Annotated in this window: 26 protein-coding genes; 9 read left to right on the top strand and 17 right to left on the bottom strand. The window is 72.3% G+C overall.

Features of this window, described 5'->3' with window-relative positions; translation table 11 throughout:
* Nucleotides 1-135: 135 nt before the first annotated feature.
* A complete protein-coding gene (locus ACQUST_RS06420) occupies nucleotides 136-588 on the top strand; it encodes a hypothetical protein (protein WP_435126473.1) in 453 nt (150 codons plus the stop codon).
* A 9-nt stretch (nucleotides 589-597) separates the two neighbouring features.
* Here the strand turns inward: ACQUST_RS06420 and ACQUST_RS06415 are convergent, their stop codons facing one another.
* The 3 genes from ACQUST_RS06415 to larB all read right to left on the bottom strand — a co-directional run bounded on the left by ACQUST_RS06415 (nucleotide 598) and on the right by larB (nucleotide 2,008).
* On the bottom strand, nucleotides 598-843 hold the full coding sequence (locus ACQUST_RS06415) for a GIY-YIG nuclease family protein (protein ID WP_435126471.1): 246 nt from the start codon (nucleotides 841-843) through the stop codon (nucleotides 598-600).
* A gap of 114 nt (nucleotides 844-957) precedes the next feature.
* Nucleotides 958-1,110 (bottom strand): DUF7563 family protein, encoded by a 153-nt coding sequence (locus tag ACQUST_RS06410; protein ID WP_435126469.1) that lies wholly within the window; start codon nucleotides 1,108-1,110, stop codon nucleotides 958-960.
* A 127-nt stretch (nucleotides 1,111-1,237) separates the two neighbouring features.
* Entirely contained in the window at nucleotides 1,238-2,008 is a 771-nt protein-coding gene (gene larB / locus ACQUST_RS06405) for a nickel pincer cofactor biosynthesis protein LarB (protein ID WP_435126466.1), read from the bottom strand.
* Nucleotides 2,009-2,159: 151 nt separating this feature from the next.
* Between larB and ACQUST_RS06400 the strand changes: the two genes are divergently transcribed.
* Entirely contained in the window at nucleotides 2,160-2,327 is a 168-nt protein-coding gene (locus ACQUST_RS06400) for a DUF1931 domain-containing protein (RefSeq protein ID WP_435126463.1), read from the top strand.
* Between the two features lie 19 nt (nucleotides 2,328-2,346).
* On the opposite strand, the gene rpiA is transcribed toward ACQUST_RS06400, so the two are convergent.
* Entirely contained in the window at nucleotides 2,347-3,045 is a 699-nt protein-coding gene (gene rpiA / locus ACQUST_RS06395) for a ribose-5-phosphate isomerase RpiA (RefSeq protein WP_435126460.1), read from the bottom strand.
* Nucleotides 3,046-3,141: 96 nt separating this feature from the next.
* Between rpiA and ACQUST_RS06390 the strand changes: the two genes are divergently transcribed.
* The 3 genes from ACQUST_RS06390 (at nucleotide 3,142) to ACQUST_RS06380 (ending at nucleotide 6,959) form a co-directional block, all read left to right on the top strand.
* Nucleotides 3,142-3,828, top strand: a complete 687-nt coding sequence (locus tag ACQUST_RS06390) for a hypothetical protein (RefSeq protein WP_435126458.1) — start codon at nucleotides 3,142-3,144, stop codon at nucleotides 3,826-3,828.
* A gap of 130 nt (nucleotides 3,829-3,958) precedes the next feature.
* On the top strand, nucleotides 3,959-4,201 hold the full coding sequence (locus tag ACQUST_RS06385; protein ID WP_435126456.1) for a ferredoxin: 243 nt from the start codon (nucleotides 3,959-3,961) through the stop codon (nucleotides 4,199-4,201).
* A gap of 238 nt (nucleotides 4,202-4,439) precedes the next feature.
* Nucleotides 4,440-6,959 carry a DEAD/DEAH box helicase gene (locus ACQUST_RS06380; RefSeq protein WP_435126454.1) on the top strand — a complete coding sequence of 840 codons (2,520 nt, stop codon included), beginning with the start codon at nucleotides 4,440-4,442 and terminating at the stop codon, nucleotides 6,957-6,959.
* A 27-nt stretch (nucleotides 6,960-6,986) separates the two neighbouring features.
* Here ACQUST_RS06380 and ACQUST_RS06375 read toward each other — a convergent pair whose 3' ends face one another.
* Both ACQUST_RS06375 and ACQUST_RS06370 read right to left on the bottom strand, forming a co-directional pair.
* Nucleotides 6,987-7,379: a universal stress protein gene (locus tag ACQUST_RS06375; RefSeq protein WP_435126451.1), complete on the bottom strand. Its 393-nt coding sequence runs from the start codon at nucleotides 7,377-7,379 to the stop codon at nucleotides 6,987-6,989.
* 88 nt (nucleotides 7,380-7,467) lie between these two features.
* Nucleotides 7,468-8,163 carry an Sjogren's syndrome/scleroderma autoantigen 1 family protein gene (locus ACQUST_RS06370; protein WP_435126449.1) on the bottom strand — a complete coding sequence of 232 codons (696 nt, stop codon included), beginning with the start codon at nucleotides 8,161-8,163 and terminating at the stop codon, nucleotides 7,468-7,470.
* A 152-nt stretch (nucleotides 8,164-8,315) separates the two neighbouring features.
* On the opposite strand from ACQUST_RS06370, the gene ACQUST_RS06365 reads away from it, so the two are divergent.
* Complete coding sequence (locus ACQUST_RS06365) at nucleotides 8,316-10,484, top strand: ATP-dependent DNA helicase (RefSeq protein ID WP_435126447.1); 2,169 nt, start codon at nucleotides 8,316-8,318, stop codon at nucleotides 10,482-10,484.
* Between the two features lie 25 nt (nucleotides 10,485-10,509).
* Here the strand turns inward: ACQUST_RS06365 and ACQUST_RS06360 are convergent, their stop codons facing one another.
* The 11 genes from ACQUST_RS06360 to ACQUST_RS06310 all read right to left on the bottom strand — a co-directional run bounded on the left by ACQUST_RS06360 (nucleotide 10,510) and on the right by ACQUST_RS06310 (nucleotide 22,129).
* Complete coding sequence (locus tag ACQUST_RS06360) at nucleotides 10,510-10,686, bottom strand: hypothetical protein (protein ID WP_435126444.1); 177 nt, start codon at nucleotides 10,684-10,686, stop codon at nucleotides 10,510-10,512.
* A 125-nt stretch (nucleotides 10,687-10,811) separates the two neighbouring features.
* Nucleotides 10,812-11,747 carry an ornithine carbamoyltransferase gene (gene argF, locus ACQUST_RS06355; RefSeq protein WP_435126442.1) on the bottom strand — a complete coding sequence of 312 codons (936 nt, stop codon included), beginning with the start codon at nucleotides 11,745-11,747 and terminating at the stop codon, nucleotides 10,812-10,814.
* On the bottom strand, nucleotides 11,744-12,916 hold the full coding sequence (locus ACQUST_RS06350) for a [LysW]-lysine hydrolase (protein WP_435126439.1): 1,173 nt from the start codon (nucleotides 12,914-12,916) through the stop codon (nucleotides 11,744-11,746). The genes argF and ACQUST_RS06350 overlap by 4 nt, the downstream gene beginning before the upstream one ends.
* A complete protein-coding gene (locus ACQUST_RS06345; RefSeq protein ID WP_435128141.1) occupies nucleotides 12,913-14,079 on the bottom strand; it encodes an aspartate aminotransferase family protein in 1,167 nt (388 codons plus the stop codon). The genes ACQUST_RS06350 and ACQUST_RS06345 overlap by 4 nt, the downstream gene beginning before the upstream one ends.
* Nucleotides 14,080-14,150: 71 nt before the next feature.
* Nucleotides 14,151-15,053 carry an acetylglutamate/acetylaminoadipate kinase gene (locus ACQUST_RS06340; RefSeq protein ID WP_435126437.1) on the bottom strand — a complete coding sequence of 301 codons (903 nt, stop codon included), beginning with the start codon at nucleotides 15,051-15,053 and terminating at the stop codon, nucleotides 14,151-14,153.
* The gene (gene argC, locus ACQUST_RS06335) at nucleotides 15,050-16,087 is read right to left on the bottom strand and encodes an N-acetyl-gamma-glutamyl-phosphate reductase (RefSeq protein ID WP_435126434.1); all 1,038 of its coding nucleotides are present in this window, start codon (nucleotides 16,085-16,087) and stop codon (nucleotides 15,050-15,052) included. Before argC ends, ACQUST_RS06340 begins: the two co-directional genes overlap by 4 nt.
* The gene (lysX, locus tag ACQUST_RS06330) at nucleotides 16,084-16,953 is read right to left on the bottom strand and encodes a lysine biosynthesis protein LysX (RefSeq protein ID WP_435126432.1); all 870 of its coding nucleotides are present in this window, start codon (nucleotides 16,951-16,953) and stop codon (nucleotides 16,084-16,086) included. The genes argC and lysX overlap by 4 nt, the downstream gene beginning before the upstream one ends.
* A gap of 1 nt (nucleotide 16,954) precedes the next feature.
* Entirely contained in the window at nucleotides 16,955-17,125 is a 171-nt protein-coding gene (gene lysW / locus ACQUST_RS06325) for a lysine biosynthesis protein LysW (protein ID WP_435126429.1), read from the bottom strand.
* 275 nt (nucleotides 17,126-17,400) lie between these two features.
* Nucleotides 17,401-18,987: an argininosuccinate lyase gene (gene argH, locus ACQUST_RS06320; RefSeq protein ID WP_435126427.1), complete on the bottom strand. Its 1,587-nt coding sequence runs from the start codon at nucleotides 18,985-18,987 to the stop codon at nucleotides 17,401-17,403.
* A gap of 6 nt (nucleotides 18,988-18,993) precedes the next feature.
* Complete coding sequence (locus ACQUST_RS06315; protein WP_435126424.1) at nucleotides 18,994-20,229, bottom strand: argininosuccinate synthase; 1,236 nt, start codon at nucleotides 20,227-20,229, stop codon at nucleotides 18,994-18,996.
* A gap of 268 nt (nucleotides 20,230-20,497) precedes the next feature.
* Nucleotides 20,498-22,129 (bottom strand): ATP-binding protein, encoded by a 1,632-nt coding sequence (locus ACQUST_RS06310; RefSeq protein ID WP_435126422.1) that lies wholly within the window; start codon nucleotides 22,127-22,129, stop codon nucleotides 20,498-20,500.
* A gap of 161 nt (nucleotides 22,130-22,290) precedes the next feature.
* Here ACQUST_RS06310 and hemC point away from each other — a divergent pair, with 161 nt between their 5' ends.
* From hemC to ACQUST_RS06295, 3 genes are read left to right on the top strand one after another with little or no spacing between them, the layout of a single operon-like run.
* Nucleotides 22,291-23,457: a hydroxymethylbilane synthase gene (gene hemC, locus ACQUST_RS06305; protein ID WP_435126419.1), complete on the top strand. Its 1,167-nt coding sequence runs from the start codon at nucleotides 22,291-22,293 to the stop codon at nucleotides 23,455-23,457.
* The gene (gene cobA / locus ACQUST_RS06300; protein ID WP_435126417.1) at nucleotides 23,450-24,382 is read left to right on the top strand and encodes a uroporphyrinogen-III C-methyltransferase; all 933 of its coding nucleotides are present in this window, start codon (nucleotides 23,450-23,452) and stop codon (nucleotides 24,380-24,382) included. Before hemC ends, cobA begins: the two co-directional genes overlap by 8 nt.
* The gene (locus ACQUST_RS06295; protein WP_435126415.1) at nucleotides 24,379-25,248 is read left to right on the top strand and encodes a uroporphyrinogen-III synthase; all 870 of its coding nucleotides are present in this window, start codon (nucleotides 24,379-24,381) and stop codon (nucleotides 25,246-25,248) included. Before cobA ends, ACQUST_RS06295 begins: the two co-directional genes overlap by 4 nt.
* The last annotated feature ends 41 nt before the right edge of the window (nucleotides 25,249-25,289 follow it).

Genomic DNA, 25,289 nt, shown 5'->3' with positions numbered 1-25,289 from the left:
AACCGCGAACCGCGAGCCGTGATTCGCTGAGTTCGGCGCCGCAGCGGCCGGGCTGACCGGCTCGGCGTTCGACGGGCCCCGTGCGACTCCGACGAATCACCGACCGGCTTGTTCCGGGCGGCCGAAGCCGCGGGTATGTCCGCTCCGCTCGACGCCGTCGTCGGCATGCAGGCGAGCCTGCTCGTCATCATCGCGTTCCTGACCGGCGCGGTGAGCTACTGGGTGTACCGCGACGCGGACGCCCGCGGCGTGGAGAACGCGCCGTTCTGGGGCGCCACGGTCGGCGTGCTGTTCCTGTTCGGCGCCGTCGTCGGCGGGCTGCTCGCGCTCGGAATCTACCTCGCCCACCGGCCAGACGAACCGGTCCCGGAGCGCGACGTCGCCGCGGAACTCGACGCCGCAGGCGACCTCGCGGTCGACGCGGCCGCCGAGGCGACCTCGGTCGCCGGCGACGCAGTCGTCGCCGCCGGCGCGGCCGTCGAATCCGCGGGCGACGCCGTCACCGCCGCCGCGGACCGCGGCAGCAACGACGGCAGCGGCAGCGGCGATAGCGACGGCGACGACGATTCCGGTGGACCTGCCGCGTAGCGCGGGTGGTCAGTCGTCGAGGAGCGCTTCCTTCTGGGCGCGCGAGCGCTGTTTGAGTTCGTACTCGCGGCTCATCGCGGCGGACTTGGAGTCGAACGTCTCGACGTGGCGGAGTTCGACCGGGGTGCGGCCGCGGGTGTACTTCGCGCCCTCGCCGGCGTCGTGTTCGGCGACGCGTCGGTCCACGTCGGTGGTGTAGCCGGTGTAGTACGTCCCGTCGGCGCATTCGAGGACGTAGACGTGGTGATCGGTCACTGCCGGTGGGTCGTCGGGCGCGAATAAAAGCGGGTCGCCGCGCCGCCCGGGGGAACCACCGGGCACCGGGTCGGTGGCGGCGGCCGCGGCGTCGTCGGGTGCTTGCAGCGTTGTTCAGTCGTCTGCGCGGGTCCGGTGTCGCGCCGCTTCGGCGATGCCCGCGTTCGCCGAGCAGGACGGACAGGCGTTCAACCGACCGTGTTCGTCGGTGAAGACGCGTGCGAAGCGGTCCGACACGTGCGACCCGCAGTGGTCGCAGCGTGGCATGGTCGTCCGGCATCCACCGTGCCGGTGTGTCACCATACAGCATCATCCAACATATACCCTTGCCACACCGCGGATACAGCGCGATTCGGTGCGTCGACGCTGACAGCCGGTCCGCCAGTCGACGCGGTCAGCCGTCGTCGCGTGCGGCCGCCACCCGGCGAGCGATGAGGGCCGCCTGCGCGCCGGCGACGAAGCCGGCGTCGACGTTCACGGTCGACAGCACCGTGCAGGACTGGAGCGCGCCGAGCAGCGCCGCCTGCCCTTCGCCGCCGGCGCCGTAGCCGATCGACGTCGGGAGCGCGATGACCGGCGCCGCGACCAGTCCGGCGACGACCGTGGGGAGGGCGCCCTCTCGGCCGGCGGCGACGACGAGCGCGTCCGCGCCTCTGAGCCGGTCTTTCTCGTCGAGGACGCGGTCGATGTTGGCGACGCCGACGTCCTCGACCAGTTCGACGCGCGGCCCGGCCTCCCGCGCGACGGTCGCGGCCTCCCGCGCGGCCGGCGCGTCGGACGTGCCGCCGGTGACGACGAGCACGTCGGCGTCCACGGATTCGGGGTCGTAGCCCGGCGCGTGAGCGACGACGGTGCCGCCGCGGGTGTCGACGTCGACGTCGGCGTCGGGGTGCGACTCCGCGAGGTACGTCCGGAGCCGCTGGACGGTGCGGTCGTCGGCGCGGGTGACGAGCGCCCGGCCGGTCGTTTCGAGCGACGTCGACGCCATCGCGGCGGTCTCCGCCGGCGTCTTCCCCTCTGCGAGAATCCCTTCGGGGACGCCGCGTCTGCGGTCGCGGGCGGCGTCGAGCCTGCCCGCCGTCGACGTGGCGTAGCCGCGGAGCCGCGCTTCGGCCTCCGCGGGCGTGAGTTCGCCGGCGTGAAGCCGGTCGAGCGTCTCGCGCATACCGGGGCGGACGGAGCGGGGTGACTTGCCGGCGTCGATAGGGAACACCATAAAAGTTCACCCCCTAGACCCCCGCGAACGGCCGCCTCACCCCTTCGTGAGCGGCGAACTTGGGAAATCTTATATGGAGGGCGGAGAAAATCCCGGCTGCATGGCAGACCTCATCGTCAAGGCAGCCGTCAAGGAGTACCTGGAAGAGAAGAACGTCGCGTCGGATTTCTACGACGCGCTCGACGAGGAAGTCGCGGAGCTGCTCGACGACGCCGCCCGCCGCGCCGAGGCGAACGACCGGAAGACGGTCCAGCCGCGCGACCTGTAACCAGGTAGTTTTCCTCCCGTTATTTGAGCGTCCGCGTAGCCGCGGCGCCGTCCGCCGACCCGACGACGACGGCGTCCGCCAGGTCGACGAACAAGCCGTGGTCGACGACGCCCGGCGTCGCCGACAGCGTCGCCGACAGCGACGCGGGGTCGTCGACGCCGCCGAACTCGCAGTCCAGCACGAGGTTCCCGTTGTCGGTGACGACCGGGCCGTCCTTCCGTTCGGCCGCGCGGAGCGCCGGGTCGCCGCCGGCGTCCCGCACCGCGGCGGCGACGGTGGAGCGGGCGTCCGGAAGCACCTCCACCGGCACCGGGAAGTCGAGCGCGTCCACGAGCTTGGTGTCGTCGGCGACGACGACGAACCGGTCGGCGGCGCCGGCGACGATTTTCTCGCGGGCGTGCGCCGCGCCGCCGCCCTTCACGAGCGCGTTCGCGTCCGCCGCGACCTGGTCGGCGCCGTCGATGGCGACGTCGACCGACTCGACGGCGTCGAGCGACTCCAGCGGGACGCCGACGTCCCGCGCGAGCTGCCGCGACTGGTAGGAGGTGGTGACGCCGGTTACGTCGAGGCCGTCGGCGACGCGCTCGCCGAGCCGCCGGATGGCGTGCGCCGCGGTGCTCCCGGTTCCGAGCCCGACGAGCGCGCCCGGCTCCACCTCGTCGGCGGCGGCCACGCCGGCCGCGCGCTTCGCCGCTTCGCCGCCCGAATCCGATTTCATGCGTAGCCGGTCAGCCCCGCGCCGCAAAACAGTTGCCCGTCCGCGCCGCCGCCACCGCACGAACATACTTGTCACGGGGCGCACAATCCGGAGTCGATGCCCTCCAACGGAGCCCGAACGGTCGGGAGCGTCGCGCTGGTCGCGCTCCTGCTCGTCGTCGCCGCCGCGTCGACACCGGCGGCCGCCCGCGCGCCGCCGCAGCCCGCGTGTGACGTCTGCGGGGAGCGCCTGACCGCGACCGCGGCCGAACACGGCGTCGACGTCGCAGTCGGCCACGCCGCCGTGACCGTCCAGGTGTACGAGAACGCGTCGACCCGGTGGACCGCCCGCGTGGAGTTGACCGACGGCGCCGACGCGCTCCGGAACGACACGGTGCGCGGCGCCGTCATCGAGGACGTCGTCGGCTACCGCGTCGACCGGTTCGCCGTGTCCAGCCGGATGGACGGCGAGACGCTCGTCGTCACGTACCTGCGCCGCGACGCCGCCGTGCGGAGCGCCGGCGCAGTCGTGTTCACTGCGTTCCACGCCAGCAGCCCGCCGCCGCTCGCGATGGGCGGCGAGGGCACCGTCTACCCCGGCGCGGACGAACTCGTCGTACACGCCCCGGACGGCTACGTCGTCGCCGGCGGCATCGGCGACGGAAACGCCACGCAATCGGCCGTCCGCTGGGCCGGCGAGAACGGCGGCGACGACGGCATCGACCGCGACACGGCCGTCACGTTCGTCCCGGACGGCGCGGTCGCGCCCGGTCTCCGCGGCGTCGTCGCGCGGCTGCTCCGCTGAATCCGCGGGCTGGGAGTACCCGACTGAGTCGACGGGCCGCCGCAGCGACGACCCCGACCGCGACAGCAACGACTCCGACCGCGACAGCCGCGGGCGAAGCCATTACGTCGTCGCCGCCGAACCGTCCGGTATGCACATCGAGTTTGACCGCGACACCTGCGTCGGGATGTTCCAGTGCGTCGCCGAGTGGGACGCCTTCGAGAAGAACATGGACGACGGCAAGGCGGACCTCGCCGGCGCCGACGAGATAGACGACGACCTGTTCTCGCTGGAAGTCCCGGAGGGCGACGAACTCGACGCGAAGTTCGCGGCGCGCACCTGCCCGGTCGACGCCATCGAACTGTACGACGACGACGGCGAACAGCTCATCTGACGCCGGCCGGAGCCCGGAGTCGTGCGAGCCAAACGGTTATGCCGGATGCTCGTGATGTCAACGCTGAGGATGACCCAGGAGTGTCACATTCCGGAGTGGGCGGCGCTCATGGACTCGTCGGTGCCGGAGCGGGCCTGCGAGGACCGCCGGCTGGCCGGCAACCGAGCCGACGAGTGAGCCGTTTCACTTCCGCCGCGGTTCGCGAAGGTTTACCCGCGATGACGGCCTAGCCCCGCCGATGGCCGAGGCCGCCGACCCCGAGACGGAGTACGTCGACCATCCGTTGCTGTCGCCGCAGTTCATCGAGCGGCGGCGCTACCAGGTCGAACTCGCCGACACGGCGAAACGCGGCCACACGCTCGTCTGCCTCCCGACCGGACTCGGGAAGACGACGGTGTCGCTGCTGGTCACCGCACACCGCCTCCACAACGACGGCGGGAAGGCGCTGTTTCTCGCGCCGACGAAGCCGCTGGTCCAGCAGCACGCCGACTTCTACCGCGAGGCGCTGAACGTCCCGGACGACGAAATCGTCGTGTTCACCGGCGACGTCAGCCCGGACGACCGCGCCGCCGTCTGGGACGACGCCCGCATAGTCATCGCGACGCCGCAGGTCGTCGAAAACGACCTCGTCGGCAACCGCGTGTCGCTGCGCGACGTCACCCACCTCACGTTCGACGAGTGCCACCGCGGCACCGGTGACTACGCGTACGTCTACATCGCCGAGCGCTACCACGCCGACGCCGCGTCGCCGCTCGTCACCGGCATGTCCGCCTCCCCCGGTGGCGACGAAGAGGAGATACGGGTGGTCTGTGAGAACCTCGGGCTCGACCAGGTCGAAGTGATGACCGAGGACGACTCCGATGTCGCCGACTACACCCACGACACGGACGTCCAGTGGGAGCGCATCGACCTGCCCGACGAAATCATCGAGATACGGGACGCGCTCAACGACGTCATCAGCGACCGCCTGGAGAAGCTGAAGTCGCTCGGCGTCTCCAGTACGACCCAGCCGTCCGTCTCCCAGACGGACCTGAACAAGATGCGCGCGGAGCTCCAGCGCATGATGGACGCCGGGAAGTCGGACGCCTACAAGGGGATGTCGACGCACGCGGAGGTGATGAAGCTCCGCCGCGCCGTCGAACTCGTGGAGACGCAGAGCGTCGAGGCGCTCCGGCGGTACTTCGAGCGGCAGCGGAACGCCGCGCAGTCGTCGGGGGCGTCGAAGGCGAGCCAGCGGCTGGTCGCCGAGCCGAAGGTGCGCGAGGCGATGCGGAAGGCGGAGGCGTTCGACGACCTCCACCCGAAGTTCCGGCAGACCCGGGTGCTGTTGGCGCAGACGCTCGGCATCGGCGGCGGCGAGCGCGTCATCGTGTTCACGGAGTCGCGCGACACCGCCGAGGCGCTCACCGAGTTCCTCTCGCAGTCGTTCGACACCCGGCGGTTCGTCGGGCAGGGCGACAAGGAGGGCAGCGACGGCATGACCCAGACGCAACAGCAGGAGACGCTGGACGCCTTCCGCGCCGGCGAGTTCGAGGTGCTCGTCTCCACCTCCGTCGCCGAGGAGGGGCTGGACGTCCCGGAGGTCGACCTCGTGCTGTTCTTCGAGCCGGTGCCGACCGCGATTCGGTCGATTCAGCGGAAGGGTCGGACCGGCCGGCAGGACGAGGGCGAGGTCGTCGTGCTGATGGCGAACGACACCCGCGACGAGGCGTACTTCTGGATTAGCCGCCGGAAGGAACAGCAGATGGAGGACGAACTCCGGAAACTGAAAGGCGTCGCCGACGAGGTGAGCGCCGACCTCGACGGCGACGGCCAGGCCGGCCTCGACGACTTCGACGGCGACGCGGACGGCGCCGCAGAAGCGGGTACAGACGCAGCCGACGACGACACCGGCGCCAGCGCTGACACCGCGGCCGGCGCCGGCTCGGAGACGCAGCCGGGGCTCGCTGATTTCTCGGCCGACGTCGACGACGACGGCCCGGACGACGACGGCGACTCCGACGGCGACTCCAGCGGCGACGGCGACGCAGCGGACGCAGAAGCCGAAGACGCCGAATCCGACGACAGCTCCGAGGACAGCGTCGTCGCGACCGCGGGCGACGTCGACGGGACGGAGATCGTCATCGACCAGCGCGAACTGGAGTCGACCATCGCGCGGGACCTGTCGACGCGCGACGGCGTGACGACGCGGCTGGAGACGCTGGCGGTCGGCGACTACGTGCTGTCCGACCGGGTCGCCGTCGAGCGGAAGTCCGTCGCCGACTTCCTCGACACGCTCGTCGGCGGCGACCGGTCGATGTTCGAGCAGGTCGGCGACCTCTCGCGGGCGTACGCCCGGCCGGTCGTCGTCGTCGAGGGCGACGACCTGTACGGCGAACGCAACGTCCACCCGAACGCGGTCCGCGGCGCGCTCTCGGCGCTCGCCATCGACTTCGACGCGTCCGTGCTCCGCACCGAAGACCAGGCGGACACCGCGGACCTGCTGGAGGTCATCGCGAAGCGCGAACAGGAGACGAACGACCGCGAGGTGTCCGCACACGGCGAGAAGGCCGCGAAGACGCTGCCGGAGCAGCAGGAGTACGTCGTCAGCGCCATCGCCGACATCGGCCCGGTGACGGCTCGGGCGCTGCTCGAACACTTCGGCACCGTCGAAGCCGTGATGACCGCCCGCGAGGACGACCTGCTGGAGGTGTCCGGCGTCGGCGAGGTCACCGCCGAACGCATCCGCGACGTCGTCGGCAGCGACTACCCCGAATAGCGGGCGACGGGCGGCGCCGACGCCGCCTCACGGGACCACGGTCACCGGGACGGTGGTGCCGCGAACCACGGTTTCGCTGGCGCTCCCGAGGATGGCGCGCTCGACGCGGCCGGCGCCGTGGTGGCCCACGACGACGTGGTCGAACCCCTCGTCCGCGACGAGGTCGAGCAGCTCCTTCCCGGCGGCGCGCGCCGTCGGCACCGCCATCTCCGTGACGACGGCGAGTTCCACGTCCGAGTCGACGTCCGCCTCCTCCAGGACGGCTTCGGCGCTGGCGAGGATGCGCTCGGTCGCCTCGGTTCGCTGGTCGGTGACGTGGACGACGTGGAGCGCGGCGTCGTAGCGCGCGGCGAACTCCGTGGCGAACCGGAGCGCGCGCATGCTGTTCTCGGAGCCGTCGACGGCGGCGAGGACGTCCATGCAGAAGCAGGGCGGCGGCGACGAAATAACGGTTCCGGCGGTCAGTTCAGGCCGCAGCGACGCCGCGGCGGCGCGGGGAGAAGGCCGCTCACCGGCGCAGCGCCGACAGCGCCTCGGCGGCCTCCCGCGCCGCGTCGAGGTGGTCGCTGGCCGTCCGCGGGTCCGACGCGTCCGCGCCGGCCTGCGCGTGCCGCCGGAGCGCCGTCACCAGCGCGTCCCGCGCGCCGTCGAGGCTTCCCGCGTCGCCGCCGGCGGTCCCCGCCGAATCCGCGGCGTCACCGCGCGTCGACGCCCCGACGTCGACCGACCGAGTCGCCGCCTGCCGTGGCTCGGCGGGCCGCCGTGCCGCGTCGTCGCCCCGAGCGCCCGGCTGCGTCGGCGCCGAGTTCGGCTGCCGCTCGGAGCCGGTCCCCCGGCCACCTGACCGCTGACCCGCCTGCGCCGGCTGCTGACCAGCGGACTGCTGACCCGCCTGCGCCGGCTGCTGCTGGCCTGCCTGTTCGCCGGCGGCCTGCCCGTCGGCCGGCTGCTGGCCGCCCTGCCCGGGCTGGTCGCAGGTCGCGCAGAACTCCTCGCCGTTCTGCCGGAAGAGTGGGTCGCCGCAGGCGTCACAGTGCTTGTTCGTCATCGTCGCGCCCTGCAGCAGCAGTTCGCTCATCCGCTGGGTGGACTCGCGCTTCTCGCGGTCCTGCTCGTACTTCTCGCGGAGTTTCTCGCGCTCTGCCTCCTTGTCGAAGCCGGAGTCGTCGCCCGCCCCGGCGTCGTTGGCGTCGGTGTCGCTCATATCGCCGTCAACGTGGTCGGCGGCGAAAAAGTCAGCGACGTCCGGCCGGATTCGGCGGCGACGCACGCCTCGCGCCGGCACGGCGACGAATCCGGGTTTCAGATTCACCGTGCTTTCCGCACCTTCAAATCCCGTGAGGCAGTAGGAGACGTGTGTCGACGACGGACGACCACCTGCGGTTCTTCCCGTACGAGGAGCCGTACCCGAACCAGCGCGAGGCGATGGACCGCGTCGACAACGCGCTCGCCCGCGGCCAGGACGTCCTGTTCGAGGGGGCGCCCGGCACCGGGAAGACGCTGTCCGCGCTCGTCCCGGCGCTGAGCCACGCCCGCGAACACGACCGGACGGTGGTCATCACGACGAACGTCCACCAGCAGATGCGGCAGTTCGTCGAGGACGCCCGCGCCATCAACGCCGTCGAGCCGATTCGGGCGACGGTGTTCCGCGGGAAGTCCTCGATGTGCCACATCGACGTGGACTACCAGGAGTGCCAGACGCTCCGGGATACGACGCGGTCGCTGGTCGACGACCAGGCCGACCGCGAACAGCTCGAAGAGCGGATGGAGCAGCTCACCGACGACCTCCGCGACGACGGCGACGGCTCCGCGGCGGAGGCGCGGCAGGCGGTCGCCGAGGAGCTCGACGCGCTCGACGACGACATCGAGGAGGCGACGAACACCTGCGACTACTACTACAACAACCTCACCGGCGACACCGACGAGTTCTTCTCGTGGCTGTTCGACGACGTCCGCACCCCCGACGAGGTGTACGAGTACGCCGGCAGCCGCGGCTTCTGCGGCTACGAGCTGCTGAAAGAGGGGATGGAGAACGTCGAACTGGTCGTCTGCAACTACCACCACCTGCTCGACCCGACCATCCGCGAGCAGTTCTTCCGGTGGCTCGACCGCGACCCCGACGACGTCATCACGGTGTTCGACGAGGCGCACAACGTCGAGGACGCCGCCCGCGACCACGCCTCGAAGAGCCTCACCGAGAACACGCTCGACGCCGCGCTGAACGAGCTGGACGAGACCGACGACTCCCGCGCCGAGCCCGCAGAGAACGTCCTCCGCGCGTTCGCGGAGGCGCTCCGGGCGACGTACGACGACCGGCTCGGCTACGGCGAACGCGAGTCAGTCGGCGAGAACTGGACCGACGTCTCCATCGCGAACGACGACCGGCGCGACGACCTGACGCTCGCGTTCCTCGACCGCTACGAGGGCAGCGGCATCCGCGCCGAGTGCGACCTCGCGCTGCAGCTCGGCCGCAGCCTCGACGAGGACTACGAGGACGCCTACAAGAACGGCGAGGCGACGACGCGCCGGGAGTGCCAGACGCTGCAGGCCGCCGGCTTCGTCTCGGCGTGGATGGACGGCGGCGCCGAACTCGGCCAGCACCCGGTCGTCTCGGTCCGCCGGGACGCCGGCACCGACGAGGTGTACGGCCGCGCCGAACTGTACACCTGCATCCCGCGGGAGGTCACCGAGGAGCTGTTCGGCGAGGTGTACGCGTCGGTGCTGATGTCGGCGACGCTCCGCCCGTTCGACGTCACGAAGGACGTCCTCGGGCTGACCGACCCGGCGACGCTCGCGTACGGCATGGAGTACCCCGAGGAGAACCGCCGGACGTACTCGGTGGCGACGCCGGCGCTGTTCGCCTCCGAGCGCGACGACCCGGCGACCCAGGAGACGGTGGCGTCGACGCTCGCGGACGCCGTCCGGTTCACGCCGGGCTCCACGCTGCTGTTCTTCCCGTCGTACGGCGAGGCCGAGCGGTACCACGAACTGCTCGCCGGCGACCCGGAACTCGGCACGCTGCTGCTCGACGGCTCCGGCCAGGACACCGAGCAGCTCCGGACGCGCCTCGTCGACAGCGACGACGCCGCGCTGTTCACGTCGCTGTGGGGGACGCTCGCCGAGGGCGTCAGCTTCGACGACGACGACGCCCGCACCGTCGCCGTCGTCGGCGTCCCGTACCCGCGGCTCTCCGAGCGGATGGAGGCGGTGCAGGACGCCTACGACCGCGCGTTCGCCGACCGCTCGCGGGACGCCGGCTGGGAGTACGCCGTCGAAATCCCGACGATTCGGAAGACGCGGCAGGCGCTCGGCCGCGTCATCCGGTCGCCCGACGACTTCGGCGTCCGGCTGCTGCTCGACAAGCGCTACACGTCCGCCGACATGGGGAAGTACTCGGTCCGGGACGCCTTCCCGCGGGAGGAGCGCGAGGAACTGGTCGACATCGGCCCGGAGAAACTGAAGTTCGCGATGCTGAACTTCTACACCGACCACGACGCCTACGACGGCCAGCCGCCGGAGCCGTAGCCGGCTGCGCCGAACCGCGGCGACGCTAAAACGACGTGTCGTCGAGGACGGTTTCGAACGCGGCCAGCGCGACGAACCCCGCGGCGACGAGCGCGCTCTTCACCGGGCCGTACTGGAACGGGTACACCGTCAGCCCGAACAGCAGCACCGCGCCCGCGAACAGAATCACGGCCGTGAGCGCCACCCGGGTTCGGCGGTCCATGCTCCGTCGGTGACGCGACGGAACGATAAAAACTGTGACGGGAACCGCCGGGTCGGCGGGCGGAGTCAGGTCAGGTCAGGTCAGGTCAGGTCAGGTCAGGTCAGGTCAGGTCAGGTCAGGTCAGGTCAGGTCAGGAGTTCGACCAGCAGCGCCTTCTGGGCGTGCATCCGGTTTTCGGCCTGCTCCCAGACGAGCGCGCGGTCCGACTCGATGACGTCGTCCGTGATTTCCTCGCCGCGGTGGGCGGGGAGACAGTGCATGACGTCGGCGTCGGTGCCGGCGAGCAGCGCCTCGTTGAGCTGGTAGCCGTCGAACGCCGGGAGCTTCTCCTCGCGGCGCTTCTCCTGGCCCATGCTGACCCAGACGTCCGTGTAGACGACGTCGGCGTCGGCGACGGCGTCGGCGGGGCCGTCGGCGAGCGTCGGCGCCGCGCCGAGGCCGGTACACCGGTCGAGCACGTCGTCGCCGAGGCCGAAGCCGTCCGGCGTGGCGACCGTCAGGTCGACGCCGGCGAGCGCGCAGCCGACCGCGAACGACCGGGCGACGTTGTTGCCGTCGCCGACCCACGCGACCGACACGTCGTCGAGGCCGCCGAACGCCTGGCGAATCGTGAGGAGGTCGGCGAGCGTCTGGCACGGATGGGCCTCGTCGGTGAGGCCGTTGACGACCGGGACGTCCGCGTACTCGGCGAGCGTCTCGACGTCGCCGTGGTCGAAGGTGCGCGCCATGATGGCGTCGGCGTAGCCGGCGAGCGCCCGCGCCGTGTCCTTCAGCGGCTCGCCGTGGCCGAGCTGGATGTCGTCGGGGCCGAGGAACATGGCGTGCCCGCCGAGCTGCGTCATCCCGGTTTCGAAGCTCGCGCGGGTCCGCGTCGACGGCTTCTCGAACAGCATCGCGAGCGTCGTCCGCGGCAGCGTCGTCGCGTCCCGCCCGGTTTTCAGCGCCTCGGCTCGGTCGAGTACGGCGTCGAGCTGGGCGGCCGTGAGGTCGTCGACGTCGAGGAAGTCGGCCGGGAAGTCGTCGGACGGGCCTGTCTCGGACGCGGTCGGGTTCGTGCTCATGAGTCGAGGAAGCGCTCGCTGACCGTACACAGCACGTCGACTGCGCGGTCGAACTCCGCGAGCGGGAGTCGTTCGTCTGGCGCGTGGTCGAGTTCGGAGTTGCCGGGGCCGTACGTCGCCATCGGGCAGTCCCAGGCGTCGGCGTACAGATTCACGTCGGCGGTGCCGGTCTTCCGGAGGAGCCGCGGGTCGCCGCCGACGTCGCGGATGGCGGCGCGGAACGCGGTGGCGACGTCGCTGCGCGGACTGGTCATCACGGGCGGAATCGGCTCCTCCCAGTGGACCGTCCCCTCGTCGAGTTCGGCGTCGGCGCGTTCGCGGACATCGGCCGGTTCGAGCGACGGCGGGACGCGGAACTGGACGTCCATCGTCGCCTCCATCGACAGGCCGTCCTCGGAGAGGCCGCCGTCGAAGCCGACCGGCTTCGTCGTCACCTGCTCGAAGACGGCCTCGTAGTCGTCCGCCTCGAAGGCGGACTCGACGCGGCGCCACCAGTTCATGCCGTGTTCGATGGCGTTCGGGTCGGGGCGGGACGTGTGGCCGGACTCGCTGGTGACGACGTAGGTGCCTGCGAGGAAGCCGCGGTAGCCGAGCGTCACGGCGTCCCAGCCGGACGGCTCGCCGTTCACGACGGCGTCCGGCTCGTCGCGGTCCGCGACGAGGTGGCGGGCGCCGCGGGAACTGGTCTCCTCGCCGACGACGCCCGCGAACGACACGCCGGTCTCGACGGCCGCGACGGCCATCGCCGCGAGCGGGCCGGTCGCGTCGACGCTGCCGCGGCCCCACAGCACGGGGCCGCCGTCGGGCGCTTCGTCGTCGGCGCCGTCACCGTCCGCTTCGCTTTCGATCCGCACCGGAATCTCGCCCGGGACGGTGTCGACGTGGGAGGTGAGCAGCACGGCGTCGTCGGCCGGCGCGCGGACGTTCCCGACGTCGTCGACGAACACGTCGCGGCCGTGCGCCTCGAAGAACGCGGCGAGCCGTTCGGCCGCCGCCTCCTCCTCGCCCGACGGCGACGGCGTGGAGACGAGGTCGAACAGCAGCCTGCGGCCCTCGGTGTCGAGCGCGTCGTGGTAGTCGGCGGCGTCGCCTCCGCTGTCCGCGTCAGTTGCGCCGTCCGCGTCACCCGCGCCGTCCGCGTCGCCCGCGGCGTCCGCGTTCGGCGTCATTCACCGAGCACCTCGACGAAGGCGTCGACGACGCGGTCGACGTGGCGCTCCTCGACGACGAGCGGCGGGAGCAGCCTGAGGACGCTGCGGCCCGCCGGCAGCGCGAGGATGTCGTGCTGGAGCGCGAAGTCGCGCAGCATCGCGTTCGCGCCGCGTTTCACTTCGACGCCGACGAGCAGCCCCTCGCCGCGGACCTCGCGCACCGGGAGGTCGTGGGCGTCGACGGCGGCCGACAGTTCGGTCCGCAGGTAGTCGCCGACGTCGGCGGCGTGACCGGGCAGGTCGCGTTCGACCAGTTCGGTCAGCGTCGCGTTCGCGGCGGCGGAGACGACCGGGCCGCCGGAGAACGTCGACCCGTGGTTGCCGGCGTCCTCGGCGAGCCAGTCGGCGACGAGCGTCGCCCCCATCGGCAGCCCGGAGGCGAGCCCCTTCGCGGTGGTGAGCGCGTCCGGGACGACGCCGGCCTGTTCGCAGGCCCACAGCGTCCCGGTCCGGCCGAGCCCGGTCTGAATCTCGTCGAGCACCAGCGCGGCGCCGGCGTCGGCGGTGACGTCGCGGGCGGCCCGCAGGTACTCCGCCGTCGCCGGGTTGACGCCGCCTTCGCCCTGCACGGGTTCGAGGAACACCGCGGCGGTGTCGTCGTCGACGGCGTCCGCGAGCGCGTCCACGTCGCCGTAATCGACGAACTCGACGCCGCCGGCGACCGGCTCGTACGGCTCGCGGTACTGCTTCTTCCAGGTCATCGCGAGCGACCCGAGCGTGCGGCCGTGGAAGGCGCGCTTCGTCGCGACCACCTTCTGGTCGCCGGTGGCCGAGCGCGCGAACTTCATCGCCGCCTCGTTCGCCTCGGTGCCGGAGTTGCACAGCCACACCTTCGAGATGTCGCCGGGCGCGACGGCGCCGAGCCGGTCGTACAGTTCGGTGCGCGCCCGCACCGGGTACGACCCCTGCACGTACAGCAGTTCGGCGGCCTGCTCCTGGACGGCGTCGACGACGCCGGGCGGGCAGTGGCCGAGCGGCGCGCAGGCGTAGCTCGCGCCGAAGTCGAGGTAGTCGGTGCCGTCGGCGCCCGTCAGGTGGACGCCGTCGCCCGACACCAGTTCGATGGGCTTCTCCGAGAACACGAACCCCTCGCCGGCGCCCTCGACGGCCGCCGCTGACATGTCGCGCGGGGCGACGCCAGCGGCGTCGTCGGGTGTGTCGCCGCCGGCCGCGTCGTCGACTGACCGGTCGGTCACTGCTCCACCTCCGTCGCGTCGTCGGCGTCGCCGTCGACGACCGCGGCGCGGTCGATGCGGGTGCCGGCGCCGTCGAGCGCCGCCACGATCGGGTCGCGGGCGTTCGCGTCGGAGACGTGGACGGAGACCGCGCCGCCCTCCAGCGCCTCCTTCGCCGCCATCACTTTCCGCGTCATGAACCCCTCGGCGGCGGCTTCGAGGTCCGCGAACTCGGCGGCGGTGGTGACGGCGTCGATGAGCGTGTCCGGGTCGTCGGCGTCCGCGTAGACGCCGGCGACGTCGGTCAGGACGACGAGTTCGGCGCCGACCGCTCCCGCCACCGCGGCGGCGACGCGGTCGGCGTCGGCGTTGACGGGCGTCACGTCGCCGTCGCTCTCCTCGCCGAGCATCGGCGGGGAGACCACGGGGACGTAGCCGTCGTCGAGCAGCGTCGTCAACAGCGCGTCGTTGACCGCCTTCGGGACGCCGGAGTGGTCGCCGCGGCGAATCTTCTTCTTGCCGTCCTCGACGACGCGGACCGCGGACTTCCGCGGGCCGGTGACGAGGCCGCCGTCGACGCCCGACAGCCCGACGGCGTCGACGTCGGCGCCGTGCAGCGCCGCCACCATCTCCGTGTTCAGCTTCCCGGGCAGCGCCATCTCGAACGCCTCCATCGTCGCCTCGTCCGTGAACCGGCCGGTGACGCCGCTCGGCGTCTCCACGTACTCCGGGTCGCGGCCGAGGTCGGCGAGCAGGTCGTCGACGGCGGTGGAGCCGCCGTGGACGACGACGACGCGCCGCCCGTTCGCGACGAGGTGGGCGACGTCGCCGATTGCCCCCGCCGGGTCGACGGCGCGCGCGCCGCCGAGTTTCACGACGACCGGCGGCTGCTCGCCGCCGTCGGTGCGGGCGTCGGTCACGGCGCACCCACGGGGTGCAGCCCCAGCTGTTCGAGGCCCGCGGTTTCGTCGAAGCCGAGCGCGACGTTGGCGGCGTGGACCGCCTGCCCGGCCGAGCCTTTCATCATGTTGTCGATGGCGCAGAAGGCGACGACGCGTCCGTTCGTCGGGTCGAGCGCGAAGCCGACTTCGGCGCGGTTCGTCCCGGCGACCGACTTCGGCTCCGGGTAGCGGTAGACGCCGCCGCCGCCGGCGACGAGGTCGACGAACGGCTCGTCGTCGTAGGCGTCGCGGTACGCGCTCCACAGGTCGCCTTTCGAGACGGCGTCGGCGGGGAACGCGTGGCACGTCGCGGACGCGCCGCGCGTCATGTCGACGGCGTGAACGGTGAACGCGGTCGACAGTCCGAGGTACGCCTCCAGTTCCGCCTCGTGGCGGTGGCCGGTCGGCGCGTACGGCCGGACGACGCCGGAGCGCTCCGGGTGCGACGACGCCTTGCCGCCGGAGGCGCCGCCCTCCGACGAGCCGACCTTGACGTCGACGACGACGCGGTCGTCGGCGGTGACGACGCCGGCGTCGACGAGCGGCTTCATCGCGAGCAGCGTCGCGGTCGCGTTGCAGCCGCCGGCGGCGACGAGGTCGGCGCCGGGGAGGTTCTCGCGGTTCAGTTCGGGCAGCGCGTACTCGGCGTCCGCGAGGTGGTCGGGCGCGACGTGGCCGTCGTACCACTCGTCGTACGCGTCCGCCTCGGGCAGCCGGAAGTCCGCCGACAGGTCGACGACGAGGTCGGCGGCGTCGCGGAACTCGTCGACGTGCTGCATCGAGACGCCGTGCGGCGTCGCCGCGAACAGCACGTCCACCGACTCGAGGTCCTCCGGCGACGTGAACCGGAGGTCGAGGTCGCGGAGGTTCGGGTGGACGTAGCCGACGGTGCGGTTCTCGTACTCGCGGCTCGTCGCCTGCGCCACCGCGAACTCGGGGTGGCCGACGAGGAGCCGCAGCAGTTCGCCGCCGGTGAACCCGGAGCCGCCGACGACCGAGGCGGTCAGCGTCATCGCGCCTGCGCCACCCCGGAGGCGACGTCCGCTTTCAGTTCGAGCCAGTCGACGACCGCCGCCGGGACGTCGACGTCGACGGCGTCGGTGAGCGCCTTGAACTCGACGGTGTGGTTCACTTCGTGGACCGTGTAGCCGTCGCCGGTCTCCATCAGGTCGATGCCGAGCAGGCCGCCGCCGACGGCGTCGCTCGCCGCCTTCACCAGCGACTCGACCTCGTCGTCGACGTCGAACGCGGCGGTTTCGCCGCCCTTCGCGGCGTTGGTGAGCCAGTGGTCGGAGCTGCGCGTCATCGCGGCGACCGGTTCGCCGTCGCAGGCCAGCACGCGGATGTCGCGGCCCGGCTTCTCGACGAACTCCTGGACGTAGAACACCTTGTGCTCGTAGTGGCCGAGCGTCTCTTTGTGCTCCAGGATGGCCTCGGCGGCCGAGCGCGACTCGACTTTCGCCATGAGCCGTCCCCACGAGCCGATGACGGGCTTGATGACGCACGGGTAGCCGAACGACTCGATGGATTCGAGCGCGGCGTCGACCGTGAACGTCACCTCCGTGTTCGGCGTCGGGACGTCGGCGGCGTCGAGCGCGAGCGTGTTCTTCACCTTGTTCGCGCACGTCTCTGCGGTCTCCGGCGCGTTCACGACCGGGACGCCGTAGTGCCGCAGGAACTTCGTGGCGTACAGCGACCGCGACGTCGCGAGACACCGGTCGACGACGAGGTCGCAGTCGAGCGCGCCGCCGCTCCCGTCGAGCCCGAACCGCTGGGAGCGGACGTCGATCTTCTCGACGTCGTGGCCGCGGTCGCGGAGCTCCGACAGCAGCAGCTTCTCGTCCTTCCGGATGCGCGAGTAGAGGATACCGAACTTCATCTCACTCCCCCCAGTCCTCTTCGAGCTCCGGGGCTCGCTCGAGGACCGGCGGGGAGACGTCGACGACTTCCAGTTCGGCGCCGCAGGTGTCACAGTCGATGATCTCTCCGGTCTCCAGGTCGTCGTGCAGGGTCACTGTCGCCCCACACTCGACGCATTCGGCTTCGGTCATGCTGTACCTCCACGTATCCCGCTAACGGACTTGAATCCGTCGATATTGTCAGCGAAAAATAATGACGGCGTCGGCGCTATCGAAGGGGAGAAACCGTCGCGCCGTTGGATTCGGACCGAGTATCCGAAACCCGAGTAGTTCGCTGGCCCGGACGGGCCGGCGGCGGGGTCGGAATCCCCGGCCGTCGTGGACGCGGCGCCGGTCGCGGCGCCGTCGCTCGTCGTCGCGGCCGTGGTCGCCGTCGCGGGAGCGGACGCGAGCGCCGCCGGGTCGGCTCAGACATAGTCGGCAACCGCCTCCTCGCGGTCGTCGGCCGCGGCGTCGAGCGCCTCGTAGCGCGCGGTCACCGCCGCGGCGTGGTCGTCGTACGTCGATTCCATGCGCGCGAGGGAGTCCGCCAGCGCGTCGGGCGCCGGCCCGCCGCGGGAGTCGCGAGAGGCGACGCTCCCGGCGGGATCGAGCACGGACTGCAGTTCCTCGCGGCTCACGTGTTCGTACACGGACTCCCCAAGTACCTCCTCAGCGGCCGCGTCAAGATTTGCGGCCAGCGTTTCCGCGTCGACGCCGCCCGCGCCGTCCCCGTCGTCGCTCCCGGTGGCCGCGGTGCCGCCGGCGTCGAGGGCGGCGGCCGCCTCCGCGACGAGTTCGTGCGCGGTGCGGAACGGGACGCCGGCCATCGCGAGCGCGTCCGCGACGCCGGTCGCCGTGGAGAAGCCGGCGCCCGCGTCGGCCGCACACGCCGCCTCGTCCCACTCGGCGGTCGCGACGGCGCCGGCGGCGACCTCCGTCGCCTCCGAGACGTCGTCGACGGCGTCCCACACGTGCGGCGTCGCGCGCTGCAGGTCGCGGTTGTACGCCCGCGGCAGCCCCTTCAGCGTCGTCAGCAGCGCGGTCAGGTCGCCGACCGCGTCGCCCGACACCGCCCGGACCAGTTCCAGCGTGTCCGGGTTCACCTTCTGCGGCATGATGGACGAGGTCGAAGAGTAGTCGTCGTCGAGGACGAGGTAGCCGTCCTTCGCGGCCTCGACGCCGTCGGTGGCGAGCCCCGAGAGCGTCGCGGCGAGCGACGCCAGCGACGCCGCCGACTCCGTGAGGAAGTCCCGGCCGGTCGCCGCGTCGGTCGCGTTCTCGACGACGCCGTCGAAGCCGAGCAGGTCGGCGGTGCGCTCGCGGTCGACGTCGAACGGCGTGCCGGCGAACGCGGCGGCGCCGAGCGGCGACTGGTTCGTCCGGTCGTACGCGTCGAGCAGCCGCGCCGTGTCGCGTTCGAGCGCGCAGGCGTACGACGCCAGCAGGTGGCCGGCGGTCGTCGGCTGCGCCGGCTGCCGGTGAGTGAACCCCGGCATCACCGTCTCGGCCTCCTCGGCCGCCGCGGACAGCAGCGCCTCGCGGAGCGTCAGCGTCGCCTCGGCGGCGTCCAGCAAGTCCTCGCGGAGCCTGACCCGGATGCACGTCGCGACCTCGTCGTTCCGCGAGCGCGCCGTGTGCATCCGGCCGCCGGCGGGGCCGACGCGGTCGACGACCGCCGACTCGATGGCCTCGTGGACGTCCTCGCCGTCCGGCAGGTCGCCGTGGCCCGCGGCCTCGACGTCGTCGAGCGCCGCGAGGATGACCGCGGCGTCGTCGTCCGCGACGACGCCCTGCTCGGCGAGCATCACGACGTGCGCGCGGTCGACGGCGAGGTCCGCGTCGAAGATGCGGCGGTCGGCGGCGAGACTGGAGAGGAACGACCGCGCGGGGCCGCCCGCGAACCGGTCGCGGCGCACCACGGTGTCCGCGTCGCTGCCGCCGCGGCCGCCGTCACCGTCGTCAGCGCTGCCGTCGCCGGCGTGGCCCTCGCCAGCGTCGTCGCCGTCGGTCATCCGTCGTTACTCCTCGCTGCCGCCGTCGGTGGCGGTGGGCTGTGCGTCGGCGTCCGTCGCGGCGTTGGCGGCGACCGCGTTCGCCAGCCGCTCCTGGAAGCCGTGGTACTTCGCGACGCCGGTGGCGTCGGCCTGCTCGATGCCGTCGACGGTCTCCGTGTTGAACGACGCCGCCGACTCGGAGTAGACGGCGAACTCGGAGTCGCGGGCGACCGGCCGGACCTGTCCGCCCTGCAGCTTCACGGTGACGGTGCCGGTGACCTTCGACTGGTTCGCCTCGAGGAACCCTTCGAGCGACGTCATCAGCGGCGTGTCGACGAGGCCCTTGTAGCCCTGCTGGGCCCACTCCTCGTCGACGGTCTGCTTGAAGTCGCGCTCGGACTTCGTGAGGACGAGCTGTTCGAGCGCCTCGTGCGCCGTCAGCAGCACGGTCGCCGCCGGGTGCTCGTAGTTCTCGCGGACCTTCAGGCCGAGCATGCGGTCTTCCATCATGTCGGTGCGGCCGACGCCGTGCGCGCCAGCGAGGTCGTTCAGCTCCTCGATGAGGTCGACCGGGTCGACCGCGTCGCCGTTCAGCGACACCGGGTAGCCGTCCTCGAAGCCGACCTCGACGAGCTCGGCCTCCGTGCCGCCCGGCGTCTCGGTCCAGTCGTAGATGTCCTCCGGCGGCACGTACGTCGGGTCTTCGAGGTCGTCGCCCTCGACGGAGCGCGACCAGAGGTTCGTGTCGATGCTCCACGCGCCCTCGTTGCCGCCCTCGACGGGCAGGTCTTTCTCGGCGGCGTAGTCGATTTCCCACTCGCGGGTGAGGCCGAGTTCGCGGACCGGCGCGATGACCTCCTTGTCGGAGGCGCGCCAGACGGCCTCGAACCGGAGCTGGTCGTTCCCCTTCCCGGTGCAGCCGTGTGCGAGCGCGTCGCAGTCGTGTTCGTCGGCGACGTCGAGAATCTTCTCGGCGATGACGGGGCGGGCGAGCGCGGTGCCGAGCGGGTAGCCCTGGTAGGTCGCGTTCGCGCGGACCGACTCCATGCAGAGCGCCGCGAACTCCTCGCGGGCGTCGACGACGTAGTGTTCGAGGCCGAGCGCGTCGGCCGTCTCTTCGGCCTCCGCGAACTCCTCGGCCGGCTGGCCGACGTCGACGGTGACGCCGACGACTTCGTCGTAGCCGTACTCCTCTTCGAGCAGCGGGACGCAGACGGTCGTGTCGAGTCCGCCACTGAACGCAAGTGCCACGCGTGTCATTACCGGTACTGCCCGGCACACACCCTTAAATTCAGCGTTTTAGAATTAGTAATTTAACGATATACCGCACGCTCAGCGTCCCTATCGAGTGAATCGTCCGCCAGCAATCGGGGGAAGAAATTGAGTAGGGCCTAAAGGGCCCGTCGCGGGACTCGGACGCGTCGCTCCGGGCAGCGGCCGGCGGGAACGACGGCGTCAGGCATCACGAACGATGGTACCGTCTCCAGCCGCTTAAACCGTTTCGGTGCGGCGAACGTTGCGCCGCCGCTCAGCGCGACTCCGCGTCGCCGCCGGCGTCCCCGTCCGCACCAGCGCCCGCGTCGTCGCCGTCAACGTCGCCGTCGCGGCCCTCGTCGACGTTTCCGCCGCTGACCACGTCGTCCTCGACGTCGCCGCCGTCCGCGTCGTCGACGTCGCCACCGCCGTCCGCGTCGATGACGCCGCTGTCCGCACCGCCAGCCGAGTCGAGCGGGACGCGCTCGGGGTAGCCGCGGCGGCCCGCCGAGGCGGCCAGCGGCCCGGCGGCGTCGTCCGCGGCGGCGTCCGCGGCGAGCGGCAGCACCAGCGTCACGGTCGTCCCGTCGTCGACCGCGACCTCGACGTCGCCGCCGAGGTCCGAGACGACCCAGGTGACGAACCAGAGGCCGACGCCGCTGGCGTGGTCCAGTTCCGTCTCCTCCTCGCGGCTCAACACGGCGCGCTCACTCTCGGGGATGCCGGGGCCGTCGTCGGCGATGCTGAGCCGGGCCGCGTCGCCGTCGACGGTGACGCTGACGGTGACGGACGGCGACGGCCCGGCGTGCTCGCGGACGTTCGCGAACAGTTCGTCGACGGCCGTCCCGACGAGGCCGTTGTCGCGGAACAGCACCGGGTCGTCCGGCAGGTCGCAGTCGACCGAGACGCTCGGCGCGTCCGCGGCGAAGGTGTCGACGTGCCGCTCGACGAGGTCGCGGAGGTCGACGACGCTCGACGGCGTCTCGCCCGACAGCAGCCGGTCGAGGTCGCGCGCGCGGCGGCTCAGGTCGACCAGCACCTCCGAGCGCGTCTCGATGACCTCGCGGTGCGGGTCGTCCGGCGGCGCGAGCTGCTCGGCGTGGCCGACGATGACGTTGACGGCGCTGCGGACGTCGTGGCGCAGCACCCGGTTCAGCACGGACAGCCGGCGTTCGCGGCGGCCCTCGTCGGTGATGTCGACGAGCAGCACGAACTCGTGGCCGGGCTGGCCGCCCGGCGCGGCGGTCACGACGAACTCGCGGACGCCCGGGCCGCCGGCGGCGGCGCAGCGGAACCGGGTCCACGAGTCGTTCGTCAGCACCGCCGACAGCGGCTGCGACTCCGGCGCCGGCTGCGGTAAACAGTCGTCCAGCGGGCCGCCGACCGACGACTCGGTCGTCCCGAACGTCGTGCAGAACGCCTCGTTCACCTCCTCGACGCGGCGGCCCTTCGGCGTTCGTTCGACGTACAGCGCCGGGTTCGGGAGGTTCGCGAACAGCGCCTCCGCGCGGCGTCGCTCCCGCTGGGACCGCGCGTCGTACGAGCCGAGCACGACGCCGACGGCGATGCCGGCGGTCAGGACGTTCGCGACGACGAACGGCAGGTGCTCGATTTCGGCGCCCGTCAGGATTCGGTGCCCCTCCGTCCAGACGAACACGACCAGCATCACGGCGACGCCGATGGCCGCGCCGCGGAGCACCGCCCGCACCTTGACGCGGTCGGCGCCGCTCCACGCCAGCCAGACGCCGTAGCCCGCGACGCCGACGGCGACGACGAGCGGCGCCCACGCCTCGAACAGCCCGGCGACGAACGGCATCTGGGTCGCGTGGACGGCGTGAACCGCCGCCAGCGCGGTCCCGCAGGCCGCGAGCGCCGCGCCGCCGGCCGCCGAACTCAGCCGGGGCATCGTCCGTGATACCGTCGCGCAGCGCATAAACGTCCCGCCGACCGCGCGGCGGCACCGCGTTCGAGGCCCAGCGGTGTCGCCGTCGAGCGGCGCGGCAGTCGGCCGGCGGCACTGCGCGGCAAAGCGAGGACCTTTTCGCCGGCGGCGACGCATCGAACGGTATGACAGACTGGACGCTGCGGCTCGCCACGCGGGGGTCAGCGCTGGCGCGCCGGCAGGCCGTGAGCGTACAGGAGGCGCTCGAACGCCGGCGCCGCCACGTCGAACTGCTGGAGGTCGAGACGCGCGGCGACCGCCTCACAGACGAACTCATCACGCGGCTCGGGAAGACCGGGGCGTTCGTCCGCGCGCTCGACGAGCGCGTCCTCGACGGCGACGCCGACGCCGCCGTCCACTCGATGAAGGACATGCCGACGGAGATGCCGGCCGGGCTGACGGTCGCCGGCGTCCCCGAGCGCGCGCCGTCGGGCGACGTGCTGGTGACGCCGGACGGCGGCGGCGTCGACGACCTGCCGATGGGCGCCACCGTCGGGACGTCGTCGCTCCGGCGGAAAGCCCAGTTGCTGTCGGCGCGGCCGGACCTCGACGTGGTGCCGCTCCGCGGCAACGTCGACACGCGGCTCCAGAAGCTCATCGCGCCGAGCCTCCAGCGCGAACACGAGGCGCGCGTCGACGCCGACCGCGACCGGAAGGGCGACCCGGACGCCAGCCGGGACGACGACGGAGACGACGACGACGCGGCGTACGAACGCACCGTCGAGGAGTGGTTCGAGGACCTCTCGGAGTTCCAGCGCGGCGCGATGGAGTACGAACCGGAGCACGAACTCGACGCCATCGTGCTCGCGGAGGCCGGCCTCCGGCGGTCGGACCTGCTCCACCGCGACGAGTACGAGGTCGAGCGGCTCGAACGCGGCGAGTTCGTCCCGGCGCCCGGTCAGGGCGCGATCGCCGTCACCGCCGCCGACAGCGACGTCGTCGAGGCGGTCCGGGACGCGATCGACCACCCGCGCACCCGGGTCTGCACGACGGTCGAACGCACCGTCCTCGCGGAGCTCGGCGGCGGCTGCGTCGCGCCCATCGGCGTCCACGCGCTGCTGCAGGGCGAACACGTCCAGGTCCGCGTCCGGGTGCTGTCGGCCGACGGCGAGGACGAAGTGTCGGCGTCCCGCGACCTTCCGGTGCAGCAGCACGCCAGCGCCGCCGCCGACTTCGCCGCGGAACTCGCCGACCGCGGCGCCGCCGAACTCATCGCCGAGGCGAAACGCGACGCCGACGACGGGACCGCGGAGGCGAAACGGGAAGCGGACGCCGGAGGGGCCGATGAGTGACGGCGGTGTGAGCGACGACGCTGACGCCGACGCTTCCGCGGACGCCGACGCGGACGCGGAGTCGGACGAGGAGACGGAGGCGACGAACGACGGGGTCGGCACCGTCTACCTCGTCGGCTCCGGGCCGGGCGACCCGGAGCTGCTGACGGTGAAGGCGCGGCGCCTGCTCGACGAAGCCGACGTCGTGCTGCACGACAAGCTCCCGGGCCCCGAAATCCTCTCCACCGTCCCGGCGGAGCGCCGCGAGGACGTCGGGAAGCGCGCCGGCGGCGACCGCACCAGCCAGGAGTACACGAACGACCGGCTGGTCGAACTCGCCCGCGACGGCGAGACCGTGGTCCGGCTGAAGGGCGGCGACCCGTTCGTGTTCGGCCGCGGCGGCGAGGAGGCCGAACACCTCGCGGACCACGGCGTCCCGTTCGAGGTCGTCCCGGGCGTCACGTCGGCGGTGGCCGCGCCCGGCGTCGCCGGCATCCCGGTGACCCACCGCGAGCACGCCTCCTCCGTCTCGTTCGTCACGGGCCACGAGGACCCGACGAAAGACGAGTCCGCCGTCGACTGGCCGGCGCTGGCGGACACCGGCGGCACCATCGTCGTCCTGATGGGCGTCGGCCGGCTCCCCGACTACACCGCGGTGCTCCGCGACGCCGGCATGCCGCCGGAAACCCCGGTGGCGCTGGTCGAACGCGGCACGTGGCCGGACATGCGGGTCGCCGTCGGCACCCTCGACAGCATCGTGTCGGTGCGCGACGAGACCGGCATCGAACCGCCCGCAGTCACCGTCATCGGCGACGTCGCCGCGACCCGCGAGCGCGTCGTCGAGTTCCTGCGTGGCCGCGGCGACGCCGCGGCGACTGCCGTCGCAACGCCCGACGCGCCCGGTGACGCCGACGGCGAGCGCGACTCGGCTGGTGATGCGGAATGACCGGCGCCAGCGACGCCGACCGCGACGCCGACGTCGACGTCGACGGCGGCGACGCAACCGACGTCGAAACCACGGGGCGGACCGAATCGGGCGCCGCAGATTCGGCGGCGGACGGCGGCGACGACGCCGCGACGCCGACGGTCGCGGTGTTCCGCCCCGACGACGACCGGCTCAGTTCGGCCGTCGAACTGCTCGACTCGCTCGGCGCCGAGCCGGTCCCGGACCCGATGCTCGCCGTCGAGCCGACCGGCGCGACGCCGGCGCCGGCGGACTGGACCGTGTTCACGTCGAAGACGGGCGTCGAACTCGCCGCCGAGAGCGGCTGGGAGCCGTCGGAGACGGCCGTCGCCGCCATCGGCCCGTCGACGGCCGACGCGGCGCGCGACGCCGGCTGGACCGTCGACCTGGTGCCCGACGAGTACTCGTCGACCGGGCTGGTCCGCGCGTTCAGCGACGGCGCGGCGGGTGTCTCCGTCGAGGTGGCGCGGTCGGACCACGGCAGCCCGGTGCTGCTCGACGGGCTCCGCGACGCCGACGCGGACGTCCACGAGACAGTGCTATACCGGCTGGTGCGGCCGGACGGCAGCGGCGACTCGGCCGAACGCGCCGCCGCCGGCGACCTGGACGGCGCCTGCTTCACGTCGTCGCTGACGGTGACGCACTTCCTCGACGCCGCCGAGGAGCGCGGCGTCCGCGACGCCGCCCGGGACGGACTGGCCGACGCCGTCGTCGGCTGTATCGGCCATCCGACGCGGGAGACCGCCGAGGACGCCGGCGTCGACGTCGACGTCGTGCCCGCGGAGGCGACGTTCGCGTCGCTCGCGGAGGCGGTCGTCGAACGGCTCCGGCAGGACGAAGAGTCGTAGCGACTCGCGGCGGGCGACGCTGCGGATGGGCGGGTCGGACG

It is taken from the genome of Halobaculum sp. D14 (genome assembly GCF_051195135.1).
Taxonomy (GTDB): domain Archaea; phylum Halobacteriota; class Halobacteria; order Halobacteriales; family Haloferacaceae; genus JBNTKA01.
This window is presented reverse-complemented; position numbering and strand designations above follow the sequence as displayed.